The following is a 24651-nucleotide window of genomic DNA, read 5'->3' on the forward strand; positions in this document are numbered from 1 at the left end:
AATTCTAAATCCAGAATTATTCAGTTGCACTCAAGTTTTGAGTTTGCAAAAACTTGTCGGAAAGCCTGTTAGGTATTGGTCTTGGTCGCATAGTTTTGGCATCTACCCACACCCAAAGGGCTTCAGCTGTGACTAATAAATCATCTTCGTTTTGTTTGCGGATTTCGTAGCGTCGAACAGCGCGGGTACCACGCATTTCTTTTAACCAGGTGGTAACTTCCAGAGTATCACCTGCCACGGCTGGCCGGAGATAGTCAATTTCTACTCGTCGCATTACAAATACACCACCCAACTCTCGGTAAACTTCCAAAGTTGCACCGAGATGTTCTGAGTGTTCAATAGCCGCCTGTTCTAAATAGTTTTGGTAGACGGCATTATTCACATGTCCCAACGCATCCATTTCATAGTGCCGGACACGGAGTAAAGTCTTGAATAATTGCATGAAAATAATTGGATGTAAGTGGGTTTAAAAGAAAATGCCAATTTGGATCACAGGCAAAATTACTGATACATTATTGATGCAACTCTCTTAATTTACGATTTATTGAAGGTATAGAACCAGAATCGTTATGAAATCTCTACACCGTCCCGATTTATATGGCTGGTCTACTTTCAATCCTGCAAGAAATATTGATTTCAATGGGATTGCCTGGATTCGTCCTGATGGCAATATCTTGATTGACCCAGTAGCTCTATCAAACCACGACTGGAATCATCTGGAATCGCTCGGTGGTGTAGATTGGATTATATTGACTAACTCAGAACATATTCGGGCTGCAAAAGAAATTGCGGTGCAAACTTATGCTAAAGTAGCTGGCCCGGCAGCAGAAAAAGAATGTTTCCCTATAGCGTGCGATCGCTGGTTGTCTGATGGTGATGAGTTTGTCTCTGGATTAACAACGATTGAACTCCAAGGTTCCAAAACTCCCGGCGAACTAGCACTGTTGCTAGAAGAAACTACTTTAATTACAGGAGATTTGGTAAGGGCGCATAAAGCAGGGACTTTAACTATCTTGGCAAAAGAAAAATTACTTGATCCACAAGCGGCGATCGCTTCTGTACACAGGCTGGCACAATTGAGTAATGTGGAAACAGTCTTAGTGGGAGATGGCTGGTCAGTGTTTCGAGATGGACACCTGCGTTTAAAAGAATTAGCGGCAACATTATGATATGTCTGTTGAGACAAATAAGCTTATGAAAGATATCTCAGTAAAACATCGCCAAATGGCAACAATTTGTCATAAAGTTAAACTTAAGCAGCAAAAAAGCGATTTTGCTTATTGGCAAACTCAATCTTATCAATCCCGACTTGAAGCCTTAGAGCAAATTCGCCAAGAATATCATAGTTGTAAAGATAATAGTGCTGAATCAAGACTTCAAAGAGTTTATACAATTTCTCAACGATAATTAATGTTCGTTATTTGATTGTTGGTGGTTATGCAGTAGCGATACATGGTCATCCTCGCTATACCAAAGATATTGACATTTGGATAGAAATGAGCGTAGAAAATGCTAATAACATAATTCAAGCTTTAAAACAATTTGGGTTTAGTTCTTTAGGATTAAAACCAGAAGATTTCCTGACTCCCGACTAAATTATTCAGCTTGGATATCCTCCTAATAGAATTGATTTATTAACAAGTATTGATGGGGTGAATTTTGAAAATTGTTATCCTTTAAGATTAGAATTTAGAATTGATAATATTGTTGTTAATTTTATTGATTTAGATAATCTAAAAAAAAATAAAGCAGCATCAGGAAGACTGCAAGATTTAGCTGATTTAGAAAATTTGAATTAAAAATGTAGGTTATGTTGTCACATCGGGTAATTAACCGTCAATAATTCTGTTAAAAGCAACGCATCACAAAGTCTTAAAAAATATTACTGTGCAAGGTTTTCTTAACTTAAACAAACCATTTGACTGGACTTCTCACGACTGTGTAGCGCGGGTACGCAAACTTCTGCGCCTCAAACGGGTAGGACACGCAGGAACTTTAGATCCGGCGGCGATTGGGGTATTACCAATTGCACTGGGGAAAGCCACAAGATTATTGCAATATCTCCCAGGAGACAAAGCTTACAAAGCAACTATTCGTTTTGGTGTGCGTACCACAACGGATGATTTGCAAGGTGAAATTATCACTTCACAACCTTGTACTAATTTGAGTTTGGCTGAAATAGAAACTGCACTCACACAATTTGTTGGGAAGATTGAACAGATACCGCCAATTTATAGTGCAATTCAAGTTGATGGAAAACGCTTGTATGATTTGGCGCGTCAAGGTGAAACTGTAGAGGTTCCAGCACGCACCGTTGAAGTTTTTCAGATAAATATTTTAGATTGGAGAGAAGGAGATTTTCCCGAATTAGATGTAGCGATCGCCTGTGGTAGTGGTACATATATTAGAGCGATCGCTCGTGATTTAGGCGCAGCCTTTAACACTGGCGGAACTCTCGCCGCTTTAACTCGTACCCAAAGCAGTGGTTTTGATTTAAGTAATAGTCTTTCTCTGTCTGATTTAGAAGCACAGTTGCAAGCTGGGAAATTTCAACCAATTCTTCCTGATATCGCCTTACAACATTTACCCACTGTGACTTTACCTCCAGAATTCGCCCGCAAATGGTGTCAAGGGCAGAAAGTGGCGATTAATTCTTCTATTTCTGGACTTTTGCGTGTATATGAAGCCGAAAACAAATTCGTAGGAATTGGACAATCACAAGATGAAATATTAATTCCTCAAATGGTTTTTGAACCAATTTCTTAATTTCTCAATTAAGCTTGGTGTTCTAAAATAATCAGCTAGTGTTTAAGTGTATTTCATCTCACGAGACTGGAGAGCAATATGTCAGATAAACATCAAGGGAAAGGAAAATGCTTGTGTGGAGCAGTTAAAATTTTTGTCTCGACAGTGAATAAAAACATTGGCGGATGTCATTGCCAAATATGTAGAAGATGGGGAGGTGGCCCCTTATTGGTAGTAGAGTGCGGAAGTGATGTTTCTTTTGAAGGTCAAGAAAATATCACGGTATTTGGTTCTTCCCAATGGCTGGAACGTGGCTTTTGCAATCAATGTGGCACTCACCTATTTTGTAGATTGAAAGAAACAAGTGAGTACTTTATCCCTGTTGGCATATTTGAGCAGCCAAAAGATTTTATTTTCGATCATCAAATATTTATTGATGAAAAGCCTGCTTATTATGACTTTGCGAATGAAACAAACAATATGACTGGAGAAGAGTTTTTTGCTCAGGTTCGTCCATAACAAATTTCAAAAAGCCTCTTCTATTTTCTGGAAATCGCGTTGCACTTCATTCCACAAAGCTTTGTTATGAGGATCAGTTTTTAGGGCTTTTTTGAGATAAATTCTGGCTTTGAGAACTTGATTATCGTTAATTAGCGCTCGTCCCCAGATTTGATAGGCGATTGCTAACCATTGGCGTACTTCCGCATCTTTGGGTAAACGCTCAGCTAAAGCTTCCGCAAGGGCGATCGCTTGGGGAAATCTTTTGGCTTTTAAAAATCTTTGTAATTGCTCATAAGTCTTCCACTTCAGCCGTTGTTCAATTTCTCCAATATTCGCTGGAGGTGACTGTGGTTTTTCTGTGGTGACTGTGGTTTTAGCCGCAGTTTCTTGACGATTCGCCTTTGGTTCTTCGCACCTAGAAACGAAGGTTTCAGTAGTGACTGTAGTTTTAGGCGTTGCTTTTGGTTCCTCGCGCCTAGGCGTGAACGGCTGACTTGAAGGCTGTTCGACTGTTTCTTCTGGCGGTACTACCGTTAAGAGCAGCCTATAAGCTTCTGTCAAGGCAATAAACTTATCCTTAGCTTTTTTGTCATCAGGGTTGATATCGGGATGATATTGCTGCGCCAGCCGTCTGTAAGACGTTTTGATTTCGGCAAAAGAGGCTCCCGACCTTAAACCCAATAAACGGTAGCAATCTCCTAGATCCATGTCGAGATATCAGCTATCTAATATACAGCTATCAGCCTTCTGCTTTAAGCATAAGGTTTTAATGATAAACAATAATTTTCTAATTTATAGTTCAAACTAGACAGTTTTGGGAAAGTCAAAAGGTAAAAGGCAAAAGTCAAAAGAAATTAAGCATCCTTAAAACTTTTGCTTTCTTACAAAGTTAGGCGGGACGGAAACCGACACCGCCTACTTTGCGCTTTTTACTTTTACCTTTTGACTTCATCCTAGATTCGTTCTTCAATTACACGGTCAATCAATCCGTATTCTTTAGCTTCTTGGGCAGACATAAAGAAATCACGATCCATGTCTTTCTCAATTTTGGCTAGAGGTTGACCAGTGTTTTGAGAGTAAATGTTATTGAGTTGATGGCGAATCCGCAGAATTTCTTTGGCTTCGATTTCGATGTCAGTTGCTTGTCCACGGGTTCCACCAGAAGGTTGATGAATCATAATCCGGGAATGGGGTAATGCCAACCGCTTGCCTTTAGTACCAGCAGTTAACAAGAAAGAACCCATTGACGCAGCTAGACCAACACAAATGGTGACAACATCAGATTTGATGTGTTGCATCGTATCATAAATTGCCAAGCCAGATGTGACCATCCCACCAGGTGAATTGATATACAGATAAATATCTTTACCTGGGTCTTCCGAATCCAGATACAGCATTACTGCGATGATTTGGTTAGCAATTTCATCATCAACATCACGCCCCAAGAAAATAATCCGTTCCCGGTAAAGGCGATCGTAGATGCTAATCCAATCTGTATACTGACCTCCGGGCATCCGGTAAGGAACTTTAGGAACGCCTATAGGCATTTTTTTGACTCCGTTTGTGATTTAGTAATTATTTAAAGGAAGAGGAAACAGGAAATTTAATTTTTTCTACCTCCTGCCTCCTGCCTCCTGCCTTCTTAAAGGACACTAGCAGGCAGTGGTGGATTAGCGAGTTCTTCTTTTTCAAACACCCGGTCAATTAAACCGTACTCTTTCGCCTGGTAGGCATTCATGTAGAAGAGACGATCCATGTCTTTGGTGATTTTTTCTCCGGTTTGTCCGGTGGTTCGAGTCAAAATCTCCACCAATGATGCCTTGTTTGCCAGAACTTCCTTCGCCCGAATTTGAATATCCGTAGCTTGACCTTGGGCGTAGCTCTTGGGCTGGTGCAGGATAATACTAGCGTTGGGTAAGCTGGCGCGGCAACCTTTGGTACCAGCACTAAGTAGCATTGCTGCCATACCCATCGCCGAACCAATACAAATGGTGTGGATGGGTGGCTTAATGTATTTCATTGTGTCAAAAATGGCGAAGGCTTCAGTTTCAAAGCCAACAGGTTCGCCACTATAACCGGAAGTACCGGTGGAGTTGATATAGATTTTAATAGGCTTTTCGGGATCGTCTGACTGTAAATACAATAGTTGAGCGACGATCAATTCTGTGACAGCAGGTACCAGTGGCATTCCCAGATAGACAATTCGCTCCTTTAAAAGAAGGGAGGGTAAATCTGGCGGCGGTGTCCGGTAGAAGTTATCGCCGTAGTATGGGGCTTGAACAGCCTTGATGGGGGAAATGTCCATAGCAACTGATCGCCTGAAATTATGCCGTTAACTGTAATACATCCTAGCGCGATGCCTGCTAGTGTCAGGTGCGGTTTCCTCGCTAATGGGCGAGATAGCTGTCATCTGCTCAAGCTAGGCTTCTAAGATATTGTGAATATATTAATCTATCTGGACAAGATAAGTTTTCCGTAGCGTTGATCTGGCAATTTGAAGTTATTTATAAATATGGTGAGAATTCGGGATTCAGGAGTCAGGAGGCACAATAGTGAGAACAGTCAATCAATTTTAGATTTTGGACTTGAGATTTTAGATGTATTCCGCCCGCCCTTCGACAAGCTCAAAGCATCGCCAGGGTAAGGGGCTTGAGATTTTAGATGTATTCCGCCCACCCTTCGACAAGCTCAAAGCATCGCCAGGGTACGGGGCTTGAACCTCAATCCAAAATCCAAAATCCAAAATCCAAAATTTAAAATTCGGAAGATCAATGCTCAACTGACCAATCATCTGGAATTGTTGCTAAATTCTGTCTTCTGGCTTTTGAGTGCTGGATTCTTACTAAATTATGTATATATCCTGAATTAGGAATTTTGGGTTATGAAGGTCAATTTGCAGCCTACCCTGAATGATTTGAATGTTGACGCGAATCAAACCAGCAGTCAACGTCAGTTGTCTGTTTCAGTATCGGCGATCGCCGATACTCAAGACCGCAATCTTCCGATTAATTTATGTTTAATTCTCGACCATAGCGGTTCAATGAATGGTAGACCACTAGAAACTGTGAAAAAAGCCGCTAATTTGTTGGTTGACAGACTTAAACCTAGCGATCGCCTGAGTGTGGTAGTCTTCGATCACCGAGCAACGGTCTTGATCCCAAATCAGTCTGTTGAAGACCCAGAAAAAATCAAAAAGCAAATTAACCGCTTATCTGCTGATGGTGGAACGGCAATTGATGAAGGTTTGCGTTTGGCGATTGAAGAGTTAGCTAAGGGTAAAAAAGACAGAATTTCTCAAGCTTTTTTGTTAACTGATGGGGAAAATGAACATGGTGACAATGATCGCTGCTTTAAATTTGCTCAGTTAGCAGCCGGTTATAACTTAACTTTGAATACTTTGGGCTTTGGTGACAATTGGAACCAAGATGTTTTAGAAAGAATTGCTGATGCTGGTTTAGGGACTTTATCTTACATTCAAAAACCAGATCAAGCCATTAATGAGTTTGGGCGTTTATTCAGCCGCTTACAAACTGTCGGCTTGACCAATGCTTATCTGTTATTTTCTTTAATGCCGAATGTTCGATTAGCAGAACTCAAGCCTGTGGCCCAAGTTTACCCAGATACTATTGAACTTCCTCTCCAACAAGAAGCCGATGGGCGCTTTGCTATCCGCTTGGGTGATTTAATGAAAGACGCAGAACGGGTAATTTTAGCTAATATTTATCTGGGACAGTTACCTGAAGGTAAACAAGCGATCGCTAATGTCCAAATTCGCTACGATGACCCTGCTCAAAATCAAACTGGGTTATTTACTACCAATCTCCCCGTGTACGGAAATGTTACCAGGGCTTACCAACCAAATATTAATCCCCAGGTGCAGCAATCTATTTTAGCTTTAGCTAAGTATCGTCAAACCCAACTCGCAGAAGCAAAATTGCAACAAGGCGATCGCGCCGGGGCGGCAACTATGCTGCAAACTGCTGCTAAAACTGCTTTGCAAATGGGTGATACAGGTGCAGCCACAGTATTGCAAACTTCTGCCACCCAATTACAATCGGGGGGAGAGTTAAGCGAAAGCGATCGCAAGAAGACTCGCATTGTCTCAAAAACTGTGTTGCAAGATATCCCACCGCAATGAAAGTTCAATTGCTCTATTCGCTCAATGATCGTAACGTTGACATGAATCAAGTTAGCAGTCAACGTCAATTAGCAATTTCGATTTCTGCGGTCGCAGATCAGGTTGAGGAGCGTTTACCGCTAAATTTATGCCTAATTCTAGATAAAAGCGGTTCGATGCACGGCAAACCGATGCAAACTGTCATTACAGCAGTAGAGCAATTATTAGATAAATTACAGCCTGGCGATCGCATCTCGATTGTGGCTTTTTCTGGTTCTGCGGAAGTGATTGTACACAATCAAGTAATTCAAGACCCCAGTACGATTAAATTGCTGTTAAAAAACAAACTCAGCGCCAGTGGTGGAACGGCCATTGCGGAAGGTTTGAAGTTGGGAATCACAGAACTTATGCAAGGTGCTAAAGGCGCTGTTTCCCAGGCTTTTCTCCTGACCGATGGATATGGTGAAAGCAGTTTGCGGCTGTGGAAGTGGGAAATCGGCAGCGATGACAATAAGCGATGTTTAGAACTGGCGCAAAAGGCAGCTAAAATCAATCTGACCATCAACACCCTGGGATTTGGCAATAACTGGAACTCAGATTTACTCGAACAAGTTGCTGATGCTGGCGGCGGGAGTTTAGCTTACATTGAGCATCCAGAACAAGTTTTAGAACGATTTAGCCGTTTGTTTAGTCGAATTAGATCAATAGGGCTAACAAATGCTTATTTGCAGTTTTCACTGGTACCGAATGTCCGACTTGCAGAACTCAAACCCATCGCCCAAGTTTCTCCAGACACAATTGAGTTACCAGTGCAGCTAGAAACTGATGGTGGCTTTACTGTGCGTTTAGGCGATTTAATGCAGGATGTAGAACGCGTAGTTTTGGTGAATCTTTATTTAGGGCGATTACCAGAAGCAGAACAAGTAATTGGACAGATGCAAATTCGTTACGACAACCCAGCATTAAACCAAGAGTGCTTACTCACCCCTAACGTAACGATATCTGCCCATGTCGTCAGAACATATCAACCTGACCTCAATCCCCAAGTACAGCAGTCTATTTTGACATTAGCCAAGTATCGCCAAACTCAGTTAGCTGAGATGAAACTACAACAGGGCGATCGCCTTGGTGCAGCAACAATGTTGCAAACTGCTGCTAAAACCGCTTTACAAATTGGCGATACGAACGCAGCCAATGTTCTGCAAACATCCGCAACTCATCTGCAATCTGGCGAACAACTCTCTTCCGCCGAACTTAAAAAAACACGAATTGTATCGAAGACATCTTTACAAGAATGATTAATCGTGCATAGAATACATAGCTTCCCCTCATAATCGACTTTTGACAATTACCTGGAATATTTCAGCAATTTTTAATAATTCTGTTACTAAATGTTGCTATATTAAGTTCCAAGAGAGGTAAAAAGCTTATCTCCTAAGCTTTTTAGATTGTTACATCTCATTAAATGAGCATAGTTGACCTCCTACAAAATCATCTTTGCTCAGATATTAATTTTCAAAAATTCACTAAGAGAATACCTAATACTGTATTAAGAAGCAAAAATAACCAGACTTTACTCTTATCTTAACCAAAAAGTTAAATAATAATAAAGAAAGTCTTTTAAAGCACATTTATAGGGTAAATGAAGATTTCATGCTAATTAACAAACGTCAACGCTATTTACTAGGACTTGTACTTGCAACTACCTTAAGTGCAAACATCCAATCTGCAAGCGCTCTCAGTCCAGAGCCAGTGGGCGACTTACAAAGGAGTGCATTAGACACATTTGTAATAGGTTCTAATTTTGCACCTTTAGCACCAACTACGTTGCATATTTTCAATAGCAACCAATATGAAGCTTATGCTCATCAAGGGAGCATAAGTCAAAATACTCATTCAACTGCTACCTTTCCTAACTATGACGGTGGATTATTCCAGGTAGCAGATTCCATGACCAAAGCAATGGAAGAAGCGATCCTTGGTTTTAATATCAATAAATATGACAAAACTCTCATGGCTGCTAATAAAGTTTTTGTGAGTAACCAGCATGAAAATGCAATGATGGTTGTCAGTCTTACATCTCAAGAAAGTACTCCTATATCTGGAGAACGCGAACCAAAAAAAATTCCACATTCACCAGAGCGAAATCGGCGTTATCAACCTAATTCTCAATATGTCAGACGTGGCACTCTTGTCAGCACTAATTACAACGCTATTAGTATGCTGCGGACGATGGAAGATTTACAGAACATCGCTTACTTGGGGATGAACGAAGTTCATACTGAACCAATATCAGATGCTTTAACCAGAGAACTGAAGGTAACAACTCATGTGGCTTTTGTAACAGATGATTCCTGTGTGAACTTTGCAGATTTCAAACTACCAACAACTTGCCCAAATAAAAATGTAGATAAGATGGTAGCTACTATGCCCATGATTCATCAAAAAATGTGGCCAGCACAGATGAATAAAGACTTCCATTTTTCGCAGCTTATGAATGTTTCTAAAGAAATAGCAAGCAAATAAACCGCTATAAATATTAGTTGCAAAGCTGATGAAGTGTGTGAGACCATACAAAACATTGCAACTTCAAATCAAACTGGATTTTTACACAAATAAAATATTTTCTGATAGCGATTTTCTTCTTGGTGAGGTAAAAGGAGAAAGCTATGCAGCAGATTAATAAACTAGAAAATGCAGAATATCGGCAAATTATTGCAGCATGTATGTATATAGAATGCTTTTATACCGGATTCTGAAGTAATCAGAAATAAAAATGTAAGTCAAGATGACCTTTAATTACCCTAGGTTTATCATAATATCACCAATAGCCAAGCTACATAAATTCAGCAAATCAAATTTTTGATGACAGGAAGAAGGTAAAACATGAGTTTTATCTTTCATGATTTTTCTGTCACAAATTATTTAAAATTCCTGAGTAGTATGTTTTAGTGTTACCAATCACTTCTTGGATTAATAATGATTGATAACCTACAAACAGCAGTTGCTTGGCATGGCAAACTTAACTTAATCTACGCCGATCGCCAAAATTCCACCCAACTAATTTACAATCATCATCAAGCACCGCTAAAAGTGCAACGACCGTTTTACCCAGAAGGGGAAAAAGTCTGTCATAGCGTTATTTTACATACAGCTGGGGGAGTTGTGGGCAGCGATCGCTTATCATCTCATTTTCACCTCCAACCGAACACCCAAGCTTTAATTACTACAGCCGCAGCTAGTAAGATATACCGCAGTAATGGCTTGCAAGCCAGACAAACCATCGATATCCAAATTGATGCGGGTGCTTGTTTAGAATTCTTACCCCAAGAAACAATTTTATTTAACGGCGCAGATTATCGCCAAGATTTGCGAGTAGAATTAGCCACGGGAGCTTGTTTTTTAGGCTGGGAAATTACCCGGTGTGGTCGCAGCGCCAGAGGAGAGAAATTTTTAGAGGGAAAATGGCGATCGCATACGGAAATTTGGCAACAAGGTGTTCCATTATGGATAGATCGTCAATTTTTACCAGGGAACACAGATATTTTTCACAGTCCACATGGTTTATTTGGACAGCCAATTGTTGGTAGCTTGCTTTGGCTTGGTCATCCAGTCTCCACAGAAATCATTGAACAAGTCCGTTCTCTCTTTACTAAACACTTAACAGGAGTGACACAACTAGAACATGGACTTTTGTGTAGATATCGCGGCGCTTCCACATCAGAAGTGAGAAACTGGTTTACGGCTGTTTGGCAGATACTACGGACATCTTTTTTGAGTCGGAATATCTGTATACCAAGAGTTTGGCAGATTTAAATGAACTACAAAGGATGCAAAGATGCAACTTACGCCGCAGGAAAAAGATAAACTATTAATTTTTACTGCTGCTTTATTAGCGGAGAGACGAAAAGAAAGGGGTTTGAAATTAAATTATCCTGAAGCAGTGGCTTATATTTCTGCGGCGATTTTAGAAGGTGCAAGAGATGGACATACTGTTGCAGAATTGATGAGTTACGGCACAAATTTATTAACAAGAGATGAGGTGATGGAAGGTGTACCAGAAATGGTGCATGAAGTCCAAGTAGAAGCAACCTTTCCTGATGGGACTAAGTTAGTAACAGTACATAATCCTATTCGTTAATTTAAATATGATGATTCCAGGGGAAATTATTCCAGCCGCAGGGGAAATAGAACTAAATGCAGGTCGTTCTACTGTAAAATTGCAAGTTGCAAATACAGGCGATCGCCCTATACAAATAGGTTCTCATTTTCACTTTTATGAAGTCAACAATGCCCTAAATTTTGATAGAGAACAAGCGCGGGGGATGCGTCTTGATATTCCCGCCGGGACAGCAGTCCGTTTTGAACCAGGGGATGAAAAGGAAGTTACATTAGTTCCTTTGGTTGGTAGTCGTCAAGTTTATGGGTTTAATGGCAAAATCAATGGAAATTTATCTACCTAAATTTATTAGGTAGATAAATAATATGTTCTACGTACCTGAGATTGATTTAGCAACTATCTGTGTAGTTGCAATTAAATTTTGTGTAAAAGTAGCATATCCCTTTGGACAAAAATTTTTGATAATTTCTAAATCAATCTCAAAAGCAAGTTTCCAACGAATTTGTAGAGGGCGTTGATTGGTAACATTTTCAGATAGGTATGCTGATTTAGTGATCGCATTTTCTAAAATATCTTTTCCTCCATCTAATTCTTTTAAATTTTCTAGATGTTCAATCTCTACACCTAAAATTCTTGATATAGTTGGGGTGTCCGCCAACAACCATATTTCAAAATTTTTAATTGCTAAACCTCCTGCACTGCGATCAACAATTTTTTGCCCGTTAGTATCTAGATGGTAATCACGAATTTTATTTAAGGCGCGTTCTAAGTCAATTTGTCTTTGTTGAAGCTTATCATCTGCATCAACCACAATCAGGATCATATCAACTTCTTCAGGTTTCCACGCGATAATCACCTGTGCTAAATATTTTGGATCTAAAATTGAGTGTCCTACACGCCTTTTAAAAACTCGACTTTCGCTGATGGATGGATGTCTTTGGACAAAATCACAATCAGGCAAACCCAAATTATTGATTTCTCGTCTAATTAAGGTATGCAATGCCCCTTCTTTATCTCTTTCAATAACTTTTCCACCATCTTCTGGCTTAATGTAGGGAATACTTGCTCCGAGTTCTGCCTCTCCTTCAGCAATTAGCCCAATACGAATCGCCCGATTCATACTGGATTACCTCCAAACACATTCGTAAACCAAAGTTCACCTAATGCTCCATCATAAGCTTCTAAGGCTTTTTGGAAGCGTTCTGAATCAACGGGTAAGGAATGTATTTGAGTTTTACCTGCGGTGTCTAACTCAACAGCACGCACTTGGTGAGGTTCTACATAATTTAGTAATACTGGAGAATGAGTTGTGATTAAAACTTGAACAGGTTTACCTGTAATACCCTCTGTAGAAATTATTTGCAATAATTCCATCATTTTGTGCAACAACCAAGGATGAACTCCGTTTTCTATCTCTTCAAAACAAATAATACTGGGGGTATTTTCTTGATAAAGTGCGGTTAGAAATGCCAAAATTCTAAGTGTACCATCAGATATATCAGAAGCAGGGATATGATGTTCAGAATATCTATCGATTAATTCCAGTAAAAAGGTTCTATCTTCTCTCCGCAGTAAAGAAATTCTCTGTATATTAGGAACAAGCCGTGTCAAACGTTCCTCCAACTCATCAAAACTTTTACGATTACTCAGCAAAATATCAGCTAGAGCATCAACAACTCCCTGTCCCGTTTTATCCATCCCACTAGTTGATGGAACATTATTAGAGAGACTAATCGGGGCAAAATCGTAAATACTAACTTTTCTAATTGCCTTAGCTACAGTAAAATTTAAATAATGATTAGAAACTAAAAAATTCCTGAGTTCTTTTGTATATTGACTTCTTCCAAGAGGACTCTGAGGATAGCCTGGATCTTGACCATTAATAGTCACTATTCGTTGAGGATAATCAAGACGAACTGAAATGAATGAAATCGATTCTTGGCTTTCTATATTTTGACAAGAAATAACCTCAAATAAAAGATAATCTTGCTTACCCTGCCAGAATTTTGATTGAATGTTTTGATAGTTAGGATTTACAGTTATTAAAGATTGAGCAAAAAAAGATATTGCCTCTGAAACACTAGTATTAATTACTAACCTTTGGAGAAAGTCAGATAATACATATAAAGCTTCACAAATATTTGACTTACCAGAACCATTAGGGCCAATAAATACAGTTAATGGTTCTAAATCAACTTCATTATCAAACAGGCTCTTGTAGTGCTGAATTCGCAGTTTAGATAACATTTTACCTTGGTTTTATATTCCTCTGTTTGCTTAAGATAATTCTATAGTTTAGTCATTTATAACTTTGGTTTCACCTACTCTAAAATTTTATTTACATACACTGACCACTACTAAAAAATTATAACTAAATTATAAATTTATACAAAAATTACCCCTGCTCTTGCCAAAATAGCTCAAAAATAATGAAAGCAAAATAGTTATAAAAGTATATTATGCCTTACAGAATCTCTCGCCAAGCATACGCAGAAACATACGGGCCAACAGTAGGCGATCGCATCCGTCTCGCTGATACAGAATTATTTATCGAAGTCGAACAAGACTTTACTACCTACGGCGATGAAGTAAAATTTGGCGGTGGTAAAGTTATTCGGGATGGCATGGGACAATCCCCCATTTCTAACGCCGATGGCGCTGTAGATTTAGTCATTACCAATGCTTTGATTCTTGATTGGTGGGGAGTTGTCAAAGCAGACATCGGTATTAAAGATGGCAAGATATTTAAAATCGGGAAAGCGGGTAATCCATATATTCAAGACAATGTAGATATTATTATTGGCCCTGGAACCGAAGCCTTAGCCGGGGAAGGAATGATTCTCACCGCTGGCGGGATTGATAGCCATATACATTTTATTTGTCCCCAACAAATTGAAGTTGCGATCGCCTCTGGAATCACAACGATGATTGGTGGCGGAACTGGGCCTGCTACGGGAACTAACGCCACTACCTGCACTCCCGGCCCTTGGAACATTTACCGGATGTTACAAGCGGCCGATGCTTTTCCTGTCAACTTAGGTTTTCTGGGTAAAGGTAATGCTAGTCAACCCCAAGCACTAGCAGAACAAGTCCAAGCAGGTGCAATTGGTTTAAAGCTGCATGAAGACTGGGGAACAACTCCCGCGACGATTGATACTTGTTTGAGTGTGGCTGATGAGTACGATGTGCAAGTAGCCATCCACACCGATACTCTCAACGAAGCTGGGTTTGTGGAAGATACGATCGCCGCCTTTAAAAACCGTACCATTCACACATACCACACTGAAGGCGCAGGGGGTGGACACGCACCAGATATTATTAAAGTCTGCGGTCAAGCCAATGTTTTACCGTCTTCTACCAATCCTACCCGTCCCTACACCCTCAACACCTTAGACGAACACCTAGATATGTTGATGGTATGTCATCATCTCGACCCAGCGATTCCCGAAGATGTCGCTTTTGCAGAGTCTCGGATACGCCGAGAAACCATCGCCGCTGAAGATATTTTGCATGATTTAGGGGCGTTTAGTATGATTTCTTCTGACTCCCAAGCAATGGGGAGAGTGGGTGAGGTGATAATTCGCACATGGCAAACAGCCCACAAAATGAAAGTACAACGGGGAAGTCTGGAAGGAGATAGTCAAGCTGACAATTTACGCGCCAAAAGATATGTTGCCAAGTACACCATTAACCCAGCGATTACGCATGGTATTGCCGATTTTGTCGGTTCAGTGGAAGCCGGAAAACTCGCAGACTTATGTTTATGGCGACCTGCGTTTTTTGGTGTCAAACCAGAGATAGTAATTAAAGGTGGAATGATCGCTTGGGCGCAAATGGGTGATGCTAACGCCAGTATTCCTACACCGCAACCAGTACATACAAGGCCGATGTTTGGTAGTTTTGCTGGTGCTAGACATGCTACATCCTTCACTTTTGTTTCTCAAGCAGCCTTAGAAAGAGAAATCCCTAGTCAGTTACAATTGCAAAAACCAGCTGTTGCTGTTACAGGAACACGTCAGTTGAGTAAAGGCGACTTGAAACTCAATGATGCGTTACCGCAAATAGAGGTAGATGCTGAAACTTACGAAGTGAGGGCAGACGGGGAATTGCTGACTTGTGAACCTGCAACAGTTTTACCAATGGCGCAGCGTTACTTTCTATTTTGATATTAAAAATGAGAAAAGAGAAAGCGATCGCCTTCTCTCTTCTCATTTATCAGTCCCACTAGTTTTTAACTACCTGTCATATCATGTTCGTCTAATTACATATCAGCGTTCACGATGAGTATTAAACTAGACGCTATATTACAGAAGTTTTTCCCACCAAATTTGATACTTTTACTTGGAAGGAGATACAGAACCTGGTTGAATGCTACTGTCAGGTGTACCGCTAGAATCTGGTGCGGGAGTTACACTACCAGGAGTTGTGGAATCTGGTGCTGTTGTGCTGCCTGGGGCTGGCGTAATTTGATTAGGAATTGTGGAATCTGGTGCTGTTGTGCTACCAGGAGTTGTGGAATCTGGTGCTGGAGTTAAACTACCAGGAGTTGTAGAATCTGGTGCTGGAGTTAAACTACCAGGAGTTGTAGAATCTGGTGTAGTTGTGCTACCTGGGGCTGGTGTAATTTGATTCGGAGTTGTGGAATCTGGTAAAGTTGTGCCGCCTGGGGCTGGTGTTGTATTGGTAGGATTGGTAGTATCTGGTACTGTAGTACTGTCGGGAGTCGATTCAGGTGCGGTTGTGCTGTCGGGTGTTGTACTTTCAGAAGGCTGTGTTTCGGGTACAGTGGTAGTACCGGAAGAAGTTGGAGTGAGTGGTTGACCGTTGGGACAACGAGAATTTAAGGGGAAACGTTCACACAGAATTTTTAACCCTTCTGGTGACAACTCAATTTCCGTTGGTGAACTAGTGGATGTGCTACTGGATTGAGCAATTGGGGAGTTACTGGATTGAGCAACTGCAACGTTAGCACTGAAAGCCAAAGTCAAAGCTGTACCAATCAACGACAGAGATTTTCCCTTCATTATGAAATTAACCTCAACGGAAACAGAACACTCGCCCCATTAAACCAAACAATTAAATTTAGAAAATCATCCTAAAAGCTGATGTTTATTTATGCTGTTGAATTTAGCTGTAGATGCTAGAAAATATTAGTCTTAATGGTTTACCTCAAGCATCTTAGTTGTTATAAATACAAAAATATCAGCAAGTAAATCTAGTTATCAAAAGGAAAATGCCTGATAAAATCAGAGATGCAAAATATAAAACAGAAATTTATCAATGTAATGCAGATAACTCAACCAATTAAATTTAATTACTGTCCATGATATTGTCTAGAAAATTATTAAAATGTTTTATCTGACGCGACTCAATATTCTACAAACTATTCCAACCATTCCCACTTTTGTTATTTGAGCTACTGAAACATCCTCTAAATAATGCTGAAAGTTATATTCTTCAACCAAAATCTAAACTAGTACAGGTCGGCGTAAATCAACAGATTATCTGGAATTGCTAAAAAGCTTGTGGTATTACTATTCTTTCTTTTGACTTTTGACTTTTAACTTTTGCCTTGTTTTACTTTGCGATCGCTTCAAAATCCGAAAAATTGTAGAGCAAGGTTGTATATTATTTCGTTAGTACTCAATTTAAGTACAAGCTTATGGTAGAACCCTTAACAGCAGCAGTGATTGTCTCTCTATTTTTCTCGGAAGCAATCAAAGAAAGTGGTAAAATTTTAGGTAAAGATGCGATTGATACATTTGCGAAACTAGTAGACACCAAATCTTGCACCTGATGATTAAAATCGCAGTTAATTTAATTGGGTGATCGCAAGTCAGCTTGATTTTTTAGGCGATCGCTATGTGTAGTCTAATTTCAATCTTGTATTGTTAAGCTGATAGATAAATGTGGCTGAAGGTGCAATGATCTGGAATTGCCCCAACTTCTGCTGTGGCTTATGAGTAAAATGGTGAGAGACCTGTCAGGAAATCGCCATTAGCCGATTCTTCACTGCCAAATAATCGTGATCTAAATAGCCGATGAGTTCCCCCCAACCTCCCCAAAAGCCACAAACTATCCTTGGTCAACTGACTCAAGCAGTACATACAATTCAAGCTAGGGTCGATTTTTCCAAGCTGGCGCTCAAGCCAAATGCCAAAGTACCGGAACTCTGGGTACAGGATGCAGGGGCGGATAAGGCGGAGGTCTATCCATTGTTGGGCGATCGCTATATTCTAGGAAGAAGTTCTAAATCTTGCGATATAGTCGTTCGCAACCCAGTTGTCAGCCAAATTCATCTGTCTTTGTCGCGGGACTCTACCCAACGCAAACCTATTTTCGTGATTCGAGATGAAAACTCGACCAATGGTATTTATCTGGGGAAACGGCGGCTCCCTTCCTTAGAACTACGGCATGGCGATATTATCACTCTAGGGCCGCCAGAACTAGCTGCATCAGTCCGACTACAATATGTTGACCCGCCAGCATGGTATCTCAAAGCTGCAACCTGGGCAGGTTATGGCGTTGGTGGTGCAACTGCGTTGTTAGCCTTGGTCATTGGTGTGGAATGGCTGAAATTTACCGTTCGACCTTTACCTACCGCTACTCGCGCCCCAGTGATAGTTTATGCCCGTGATGGCTCCACACCTCTACGTGAACCACGCACCACAGCCCACGTAGACAGAAAGCGCTTACAAGATTTTGGCCCTTATTTAGCTAACGCCGTAGTTGCCTCAGAAGATAGTCGTTACTACTGGCACGTTGGTGTAGACCCCTTGGGGATTTTGCGTGCGGTGTTAATTAATAGCCGCAGTGGAGATTTACAGCAAGGAGCCAGTACAGTTACCCAACAAGTAGCTCGCAGTTTATTCCGCGATTATGTTGGTTCGCAAGACTCCCTCGGCCGCAAATTGCGTGAGGCAATTGTAGCTCTTAAGCTAGAAACGTTTTATAGCAAAGATGACATTTTGCTGACTTATTTAAATCGAGTATTTTTGGGGGGAGATACTTCTGGTTTTGAAGATGCAGCGCAATTTTATTTTGAAAAGTCAGCGCAAGAACTAACTCTGGCAGAAGCCGCTACATTAGTGGGAATTTTGCCTGCTCCCAATGCTTTTGATTTTTGTGGCGATGGCCCAAATAAACTAGAAGCGGCTGATTACCGCAATCGCGTAATTAAGCGAATGTTGGAAATGGGCAAAATCTCCCAAGAAGATGCAAACCGGGCGAGACGTTCCACAGTTCAAGTCAGCCCCAAAGTCTGCGAACAGCAAGCCAAAACTATTGCTCCCTATTTTTATAGTTATGTCTTTCAAGAGATGGAATCAATCTTAGGGGCAGGTGCAGCCAGAGAAGGAAACTACATCATTGAAACTCAGCTAGATCAATCAATTCAAGCCCAAGCTGAAGCATCACTGCGGAACTCAGTTAATACTGCTGGCTCAAGCTTTCGTTTTTCCCAAGGAGCGATCGTTACTTTAGACTCCAAAACGGGCAGTATTCTGGCAATGGTCGGCGGTACTGATTACCGCAAAAGCCAATTCAATCGTGCTTTCCAAGCCAAAAGACAACCAGGTTCTACCTTTAAAATTTTTGCCTATGCTGCGGCTATTCAACAAGGAATATCACCTTACAAAACTTATTCTTGCGCCCCTTTACCTTGGCAAGGCTTTACTTATAAACCTTGTCGTGCTGGTGCAGATGTCAGCTTAGATATTGCTACAGGTCTGGCCCTTTCCGAAAACCCCATTGCTCTCAGAGTCGCCCGCGAAGTCGGTTTGAATAAAGTTGTGGCAATGGCGCAGAAGTTGGGGGTAAAGTCACAGCTTGATCCGGTTCCTGGCTTGGTATTAGGTCAAAGTGTGGTAAATGTTTTAGAAATGACAGGGGCGTTTGGTGCTATTGGTAATCAAGGTGTGTGGAATCCACCTCATGCTATTAGCCGAATTCTGGACAGTGGTGATTGTAAGGATCGTAAAGATTTAAAAAGCTGCCGTGTCATCTATTCTTTTGAGCAAGACCGCGAGGCTAACAAGCGAGTTCTTTCTACAGAGGTAGCTGATGAAATGACTACCTTAATGCGGGGAGTAGTTTCTAGAGGTACTGGTCGTAGTGCAGCTATTGGTTTAGGAGAAGCTGGTAAAACAGGTACTACGGATAAGAACGTGGATTTATGGTTTATTGGCTTTATTCCTAGCCGCCGACTAGTGACAGGTGTCTGGTTAGGCAATGATAATAATTCCCCCACTTCTGGTAGCAGCGCCCAAGCGGCTCAACTGTGGGGGAGGTATATGGGGAGAATTGCTAAGTAGAAGGCAGGAGAAAAATATTTTTTACTCAGAACTCAGCGAGAAGTTGCGTGCGCGGGTTCCCCGCGTTGAGCAAACTTCGGTGACTCAGCACTTTTAATTTAGTGACCTAGTAGTTTATCTCGCAGATGTTTAATGCGATCGCGCAATTTTGCCGCTTCTTCAAATTCTAGTTTTTTTGACGCATCTTTCATCTGTGCTTCTAGCTTGCCGATCAATCCGGGAATCTCCTCTAAAGGTAATTCATCGATATGTTCATCAACAACTTTTAACTCTGTGGCATTTAATCTGCGAGATACATCTAAAAATGACAAAATGGCATTACTCGATTTTTTGATAATTGGTTGTGGTGTAATTCCATGTATCCGGTTATGTGCTGTTTGAATACCACGTCTTCTGTCGGTTTCTTCGATAGCTCTAATCATGCTGTTTGTTAAATTATCAGCATATAAAATCGCTTGTCCATGAATGTGCCGTGCGGCTCTACCAATAGTTTGAATTAAAGAGCGTTCAGCGCGTAAGAAACCTTCTTTATCAGCATCTAAAATTGCCACTAAAGAAACTTCTGGTAAATCTAAACCTTCCCGCAGCAAGTTTACCCCAACTAACACATCAAAATTGCCATCACGTAAATTTTGGATAATTTCAATCCGTTCAATCGAATTAATTTCTGAGTGCAAATACCGCACCCGAACACTGTGGTCTTGCAAATATTCGGTCAAATCTTCCGCCATCCGCTTTGTTAATGTTGTAATCAAAGTTCTTTCATGACGGTCAACTCTGTCTTTAATTTCTCCTAGCAAGTCATCGATTTGTCCTTCAGTCGGACGCACAGAAATTTCTGGGTCAATTACGCCAGTGGGACGAATTACTTGTTCAACTATGTGATTTTCCGAAACTTCTAATTCCCAATTACCGGGTGTAGCGGAAACAAAAATACACTGGTTAACTTTCTGCCAAAATTCATCTGCTTTTAAAGGACGATTATCGGCGGCGCTGGGAAGACGAAATCCATGTTCAATTAAAACTTTTTTCCTAGCTTGGTCGCCGTTATACATACCTCGAATTTGCGGCACAGTTACATGAGATTCATCAATTACTAATAGCCAATCTTTCGGAAAATAATCAATTAAACATTCTGGTGGTTCTCCAGCTTGTCGGCCTGCAAGGTGACGGGAATAGTTTTCAACACCGTTGCAATAACCAACTTCCCGCAGCATTTCTAAGTCATAACGAGTGCGCTGATCTATGCGTTGTGCTTCTAATAGTTTGCCTGCCGTTTCTAATTCTAATTTTTGCTGTTTTAATTCAAAAGCAATATCATCGCAAGCAACTTCTAATCGTTCTTCTGGGGTAACAAAGTGACGGGCTGGATAAATATTTACAGCATCCAAACTATTAATAATTTCGCCTGTCACAGGGTCAACATAGCGAATCGCATCAATTTCATCCCCAAAAAATTCAACACGAATGATTCTATCTTCGTAGGCGGGGCCAATTTCTAAAACATCACCCCGGACGCGAAAACGTCCCCGACCCATTTCTACATCGTTGCGGCTATACTGCACAGATGCTAAATCACGCAAAACTTCCCGTTGATTGACTTCCATACCAATCTTCAAAGGTATGGCTGCTTTGAGATATTCGGAGGGAATTCCTAAACCGTAGATACAGCTAATAGAAGCAACAACTATGACATCACGGCGTTCAAACAGCGATCGCGTCGCGGAGTGACGCAACATATCAATTTCATCATTAATTGCCGCTGTCTTTTCAATATAAGTATCTGTTACCGGAATATACGCTTCTGGTTGATAATAATCGTAGTAGCTGACAAAATACTCGACCGCATTTTGAGGAAAGAACTCACGTAACTCATTACAAAGTTGTGCAGCTAAGGTTTTGTTATGTGCCAAAACTAAAGTTGGCTTGCCAATTTTCTCAATTACTGCCGCTACTGTAAAGGTTTTGCCGGTTCCTGTGGCTCCCAGTAAGGTTTGGTAACGATTACTCGCTTGGATACTGGAAACAAGTTGAGCGATCGCTTGTGGTTGATCGCCTGTCGGCGTAAAGGGAGCTTGAAGACAAAATTCTGTCATACAGTTTGCTAGTAATAGCCTATCTCATGGTAACGATATCACTCTGTACCTGCGGCACTACAGAACCCAAGTAAATAAACAGAAATATTATTTTACAAATATTTATTCTTTAAATTTACTTATCAGGACTTACGCACAGGCTACGGAAAATCGAACCACAGAGACGCAGAGGTCACGGAGAAATGAGAGTTTGAGAGGTGTTTTGCGTAAGTCCTACTTATGTATAAGTTTTGCAGATAATTATATCTATGCAAGGTTTTTTAAGGGTAAACTTTGATATATGGAAAAAATTTCATTTTTCCTCAAATATTGTCAAGGTCAATTAAGAACCCAGAGGTATTAGTTTATGAGCATAAGCAGCACTGGCAAAACAGCTAGTCCTCGTCAAAGAGGTGCCAAGCTCAAGGGAGAAGCAATGGTGGAAGTTGAAAATAATCAAGGTCAAGCTGTGAATAACGATCAAAACACTCAAAATCTAGATAAATCCGAAAATCCTGGAACACTTGCCGTTGCTGGAATTAGACCTATCGCCAGCAGTGATTTACAAGTTGCTGAGACAATCTCAATTGCAGGTCTACGTCCTATTTCTGCCAGTAACTTAGAAATAGTAGGGACAATCGACGTGATGGGGATTCGTCCAATTGGTGCTAGCCATATCCAAATTTTTGACAGTATTAACCTTTCTGGTATGCGTCCAATTGCCTCAAGTGCATTGGTAATTTCTAACAGCTATTCTGTAATGGGTAATCGTCCAGTAGCTTCAAATATTATGGAAAATTCTGAAATTCTTATGGGTTTTATCGACTAGAGCAAAAAAGCATTTTGAATTATCTTATCAACCCGACCTCTTCAAGAGACCGGGTTTTTTAATGATTTTGATAGTAGAAAATTATTGATTGATATAAGTACATATTTAACTTAATTTACAAGTTTATTTTTCATAATTTCGACTTTTTTAAGCAGTTGTAGTTTTAGTTTATTGTTAGTATCTCTCTTTTTATAGAGGCCAATAATATGTCCTGTGGTGGAAGGCTAGAGCCAAATATAAAGTTACCTTGTAAAAGTAATCACCAGGAATTTCAAAGTTTATTCAAAGCTTTGAATCTGAATTTATATACTGTTAGGAGACTAAGATGAGCTTAGAAGATCGTGCAAAAGCTACTGCTAAAAATATTGAAGGTAAAGCCCAAGAAGCACTAGGTAATGTAACTGGCGACCCAGAAGACAAAGCAGAAGGTAAAGCCAAACAAGCTGAAAGTGAAGTACGTCACGGTATAGAAGATGTCAAAGATTCTGTAAAAAGGAAGATTGACTAGGATTAATTGTGTTCCACAATGACTAGAAAGATGGAATCTAGATAATTTTTCAATTTACTAAACACATTTGAAGAATTAGAAATTAGATTCTCATTCCGATCTTTCTAATTAAGCTATGCTGACAGAGAGCAAAAAATTAAACTGTAGAGATGTGAAGTATTGCGTCTCTACATTTATGCTCTCCTTAGCTAGAGAAATGATTAATTGTGAAGTTACAAAACATACTATTGCATTTCCCTAGTTAATAATTACAAGTAATTTTACATATTTGAAAGGGTTTATTTTAGGAGTGAGATAATGATACTGCTGGAGCAGATTCGGAAAATTGCGATCGCTGGGATTTTAATTGTGGTGTTAACGGTAACTACCGCCTGTGGTGGCTCTACTTTAACCCAAGCTGATCGCACAACAAACCCGCCTGTAATTGGTCGAGATGTAACTTACAGCGAACTAGAAAGAGGTAATACTCCCGGCGGTCAAAATTTTGGGAACTGGGTGGTGCAAACATCCAAGGGATTAGTTAAAGATGCGTACGTGAGAGATAACAATAAATTAGGTGTTGTGATTTCTCGTGATGTTCGTCCCAATGAAGTCCGACCTTTGGCTAAATCTCTAGTTCAAGGTTTTCGGAAGAATTTTCCTAATCAAGATTTAACTGTTTTGGTTTACAGTCCTGATAAAAAGTTAATTTTGACAACTCAATACGATATTCAGACTAATCAGGTGAAGTATAGCTAATTTGACTTTTAGCTAGAAATGTTCGCTGCGACTAAAAACTAACAATTCTAGAATTGTGCTTGAATCAGGAGATAGAAAAAATGTCAACTAGTGAAGAATACAGACGGCAAATAATGCAAGACTTAGCTCAAGGTGATGTGGAATCATTAAATGATCCATCAACTGACACAGCTACTCAGTACGACAATTTTGACGATTTTGCTCAACGGACAACGACAGATCAACGCCGTCAATTATTTGGTCAATCGGTTAATCCACAGCAGATTCCCTCCAGCCAAATGGAGCCAGAATTACAAAAAGCGATCGCCCAAATTAAACCTAATGAACGAGATGATGTGGCTCGTGCCTTTTTTAAACACCTGAAAGGTAGAGGTTTAGATGATCGCCACTTGGAACAACAGCTAGGTCTTTCTACACATCACGCCAACCGTATGAATGCTGATGATGTTAGCAAACTTGCCTCTTTCGCTTATCACAACCATCCAGACGTTTTCCGTGAAGTTCTGGCAGAGCAACCAGGGATTATTAAATTCCTCAGCAATCCTGTCGTCGCTGCAATCGTAGGTATCGCAGCCGCGAAATGGCTGGGTAGCCGTAAATAATTTTTTCTGGAGAGTCAGACATTCAGGTGGTTTTACCCACCTTTTTTTATGGCTAAACAGCAATGTAGTTTCAATCGAATGATTTTTCTCTCAGGTAATGCAAT

Annotated in this window: 26 protein-coding genes and 1 pseudogene; 19 read left to right on the forward strand and 8 right to left on the reverse strand. The window is 40.4% G+C overall.

Features of this window, described 5'->3' with window-relative positions:
* Positions 1-16 precede the first annotated feature (16 nt).
* On the reverse strand, positions 17-442 hold the full coding sequence (locus NOS7107_RS08330) for a thioesterase family protein (protein WP_015112535.1): 426 nt from the start codon (positions 440-442) through the stop codon (positions 17-19).
* 127 nt (positions 443-569) lie between these two features.
* Between NOS7107_RS08330 and NOS7107_RS08335 the strand changes: the two genes are divergently transcribed.
* The 5 genes from NOS7107_RS08335 to NOS7107_RS08355 all read left to right on the forward strand — a co-directional run bounded on the left by NOS7107_RS08335 (position 570) and on the right by NOS7107_RS08355 (position 3264).
* Positions 570-1169: a hypothetical protein gene (locus NOS7107_RS08335; RefSeq protein ID WP_015112536.1), complete on the forward strand. Its 600-nt coding sequence runs from the start codon at positions 570-572 to the stop codon at positions 1167-1169.
* A gap of 25 nt (positions 1170-1194) precedes the next feature.
* On the forward strand, positions 1195-1407 hold the full coding sequence (locus NOS7107_RS08340; RefSeq protein ID WP_253274533.1) for a toxin secretion, membrane fusion protein: 213 nt from the start codon (positions 1195-1197) through the stop codon (positions 1405-1407).
* Positions 1408-1421: 14 nt separating this feature from the next.
* Entirely contained in the window at positions 1422-1595 is a 174-nt protein-coding gene (locus NOS7107_RS29135; protein WP_216594399.1) for a hypothetical protein, read from the forward strand.
* Between the two features lie 292 nt (positions 1596-1887).
* Positions 1888-2766, forward strand: a complete 879-nt coding sequence (gene truB, locus NOS7107_RS08350; protein WP_015112538.1) for a tRNA pseudouridine(55) synthase TruB — start codon at positions 1888-1890, stop codon at positions 2764-2766.
* Positions 2767-2844: 78 nt separating this feature from the next.
* Positions 2845-3264, forward strand: a complete 420-nt coding sequence (locus NOS7107_RS08355; protein ID WP_015112539.1) for a GFA family protein — start codon at positions 2845-2847, stop codon at positions 3262-3264.
* A gap of 6 nt (positions 3265-3270) precedes the next feature.
* Here the strand turns inward: NOS7107_RS08355 and NOS7107_RS08360 are convergent, their stop codons facing one another.
* From NOS7107_RS08360 to NOS7107_RS08370, 3 genes are all read right to left on the reverse strand, one after another.
* Positions 3271-3954, reverse strand: a complete 684-nt coding sequence (locus tag NOS7107_RS08360; protein ID WP_015112540.1) for a J domain-containing protein — start codon at positions 3952-3954, stop codon at positions 3271-3273.
* A 245-nt stretch (positions 3955-4199) separates the two neighbouring features.
* Positions 4200-4793, reverse strand: coding sequence for an ATP-dependent Clp protease proteolytic subunit (locus tag NOS7107_RS08365; RefSeq protein ID WP_015112541.1), 594 nt, complete (start codon positions 4791-4793; stop codon positions 4200-4202).
* Positions 4794-4888: 95 nt separating this feature from the next.
* A complete protein-coding gene (locus NOS7107_RS08370; protein ID WP_015112542.1) occupies positions 4889-5551 on the reverse strand; it encodes an ATP-dependent Clp protease proteolytic subunit in 663 nt (220 codons plus the stop codon).
* A gap of 576 nt (positions 5552-6127) precedes the next feature.
* Between NOS7107_RS08370 and NOS7107_RS08380 the strand changes: the two genes are divergently transcribed.
* The 6 genes from NOS7107_RS08380 to NOS7107_RS08405 all read left to right on the forward strand — a co-directional run bounded on the left by NOS7107_RS08380 (position 6128) and on the right by NOS7107_RS08405 (position 11826).
* Entirely contained in the window at positions 6128-7384 is a 1257-nt protein-coding gene (locus NOS7107_RS08380; RefSeq protein WP_015112543.1) for a VWA domain-containing protein, read from the forward strand.
* Positions 7381-8661 carry a VWA domain-containing protein gene (locus NOS7107_RS08385; protein ID WP_015112544.1) on the forward strand — a complete coding sequence of 427 codons (1281 nt, stop codon included), beginning with the start codon at positions 7381-7383 and terminating at the stop codon, positions 8659-8661. Before NOS7107_RS08380 ends, NOS7107_RS08385 begins: the two co-directional genes overlap by 4 nt.
* Before the next feature lie 355 nt (positions 8662-9016).
* Positions 9017-9889: a hypothetical protein gene (locus tag NOS7107_RS08390; protein ID WP_015112545.1), complete on the forward strand. Its 873-nt coding sequence runs from the start codon at positions 9017-9019 to the stop codon at positions 9887-9889.
* 453 nt (positions 9890-10342) lie between these two features.
* Positions 10343-11179, forward strand: a complete 837-nt coding sequence (locus tag NOS7107_RS08395) for an urease accessory protein UreD (RefSeq protein ID WP_015112546.1) — start codon at positions 10343-10345, stop codon at positions 11177-11179.
* A gap of 22 nt (positions 11180-11201) precedes the next feature.
* Complete coding sequence (ureA, locus tag NOS7107_RS08400) at positions 11202-11504, forward strand: urease subunit gamma (RefSeq protein ID WP_015112547.1); 303 nt, start codon at positions 11202-11204, stop codon at positions 11502-11504.
* Between the two features lie 10 nt (positions 11505-11514).
* On the forward strand, positions 11515-11826 hold the full coding sequence (locus tag NOS7107_RS08405; protein ID WP_172641480.1) for an urease subunit beta: 312 nt from the start codon (positions 11515-11517) through the stop codon (positions 11824-11826).
* A gap of 27 nt (positions 11827-11853) precedes the next feature.
* Here NOS7107_RS08405 and NOS7107_RS08410 read toward each other — a convergent pair whose 3' ends face one another.
* Together NOS7107_RS08410 and NOS7107_RS08415 are read right to left on the reverse strand one after the other, a co-directional pair.
* Positions 11854-12603, reverse strand: coding sequence for a hypothetical protein (locus tag NOS7107_RS08410; protein WP_015112549.1), 750 nt, complete (start codon positions 12601-12603; stop codon positions 11854-11856).
* A complete protein-coding gene (locus tag NOS7107_RS08415; RefSeq protein WP_015112550.1) occupies positions 12600-13730 on the reverse strand; it encodes an AAA family ATPase in 1131 nt (376 codons plus the stop codon). The genes NOS7107_RS08410 and NOS7107_RS08415 overlap by 4 nt, the downstream gene beginning before the upstream one ends.
* A 212-nt stretch (positions 13731-13942) precedes the next feature.
* On the opposite strand from NOS7107_RS08415, the gene ureC reads away from it, so the two are divergent.
* Positions 13943-15649: an urease subunit alpha gene (gene ureC, locus NOS7107_RS08420; RefSeq protein WP_015112551.1), complete on the forward strand. Its 1707-nt coding sequence runs from the start codon at positions 13943-13945 to the stop codon at positions 15647-15649.
* Positions 15650-15820: 171 nt separating this feature from the next.
* On the opposite strand, the gene NOS7107_RS08425 is transcribed toward ureC, so the two are convergent.
* Positions 15821-16507, reverse strand: coding sequence for a hypothetical protein (locus tag NOS7107_RS08425; protein ID WP_015112552.1), 687 nt, complete (start codon positions 16505-16507; stop codon positions 15821-15823).
* A gap of 347 nt (positions 16508-16854) precedes the next feature.
* Here NOS7107_RS08425 and NOS7107_RS29350 point away from each other — a divergent pair.
* From NOS7107_RS29350 to NOS7107_RS08430, 3 genes and pseudogenes are all read left to right on the forward strand, one after another.
* Positions 16855-16935 (forward strand): annotated as a pseudogene (locus NOS7107_RS29350) (hypothetical protein); the annotation flags it as partial.
* A gap of 210 nt (positions 16936-17145) precedes the next feature.
* On the forward strand, positions 17146-17280 hold the full coding sequence (locus NOS7107_RS29665; RefSeq protein WP_015112553.1) for a hypothetical protein: 135 nt from the start codon (positions 17146-17148) through the stop codon (positions 17278-17280).
* Between the two features lie 244 nt (positions 17281-17524).
* Positions 17525-19795 carry a transglycosylase domain-containing protein gene (locus NOS7107_RS08430; protein ID WP_015112554.1) on the forward strand — a complete coding sequence of 757 codons (2271 nt, stop codon included), beginning with the start codon at positions 17525-17527 and terminating at the stop codon, positions 19793-19795.
* A 98-nt stretch (positions 19796-19893) separates the two neighbouring features.
* On the opposite strand, the gene uvrB is transcribed toward NOS7107_RS08430, so the two are convergent.
* Entirely contained in the window at positions 19894-21891 is a 1998-nt protein-coding gene (gene uvrB, locus NOS7107_RS08435) for an excinuclease ABC subunit UvrB (RefSeq protein WP_015112555.1), read from the reverse strand.
* A 346-nt stretch (positions 21892-22237) separates the two neighbouring features.
* On the opposite strand from uvrB, the gene NOS7107_RS08440 reads away from it, so the two are divergent.
* The 4 genes from NOS7107_RS08440 (at position 22238) to NOS7107_RS08455 (ending at position 24547) form a co-directional block, all read left to right on the forward strand.
* Positions 22238-22699 (forward strand): hypothetical protein, encoded by a 462-nt coding sequence (locus NOS7107_RS08440; RefSeq protein WP_015112556.1) that lies wholly within the window; start codon positions 22238-22240, stop codon positions 22697-22699.
* A 325-nt stretch (positions 22700-23024) separates the two neighbouring features.
* Positions 23025-23207 carry a CsbD family protein gene (locus tag NOS7107_RS08445; protein WP_015112557.1) on the forward strand — a complete coding sequence of 61 codons (183 nt, stop codon included), beginning with the start codon at positions 23025-23027 and terminating at the stop codon, positions 23205-23207.
* A 297-nt stretch (positions 23208-23504) separates the two neighbouring features.
* Positions 23505-23945, forward strand: a complete 441-nt coding sequence (locus NOS7107_RS08450; protein WP_015112558.1) for a hypothetical protein — start codon at positions 23505-23507, stop codon at positions 23943-23945.
* An 80-nt stretch (positions 23946-24025) separates the two neighbouring features.
* Positions 24026-24547, forward strand: a complete 522-nt coding sequence (locus tag NOS7107_RS08455) for a hypothetical protein (RefSeq protein ID WP_015112559.1) — start codon at positions 24026-24028, stop codon at positions 24545-24547.
* The last annotated feature ends 104 nt before the right edge of the window (positions 24548-24651 follow it).

Source organism: Nostoc sp. PCC 7107 (assembly GCF_000316625.1).
Classification (GTDB): Bacteria; Cyanobacteriota; Cyanobacteriia; order Cyanobacteriales; family Nostocaceae; genus Nostoc_B.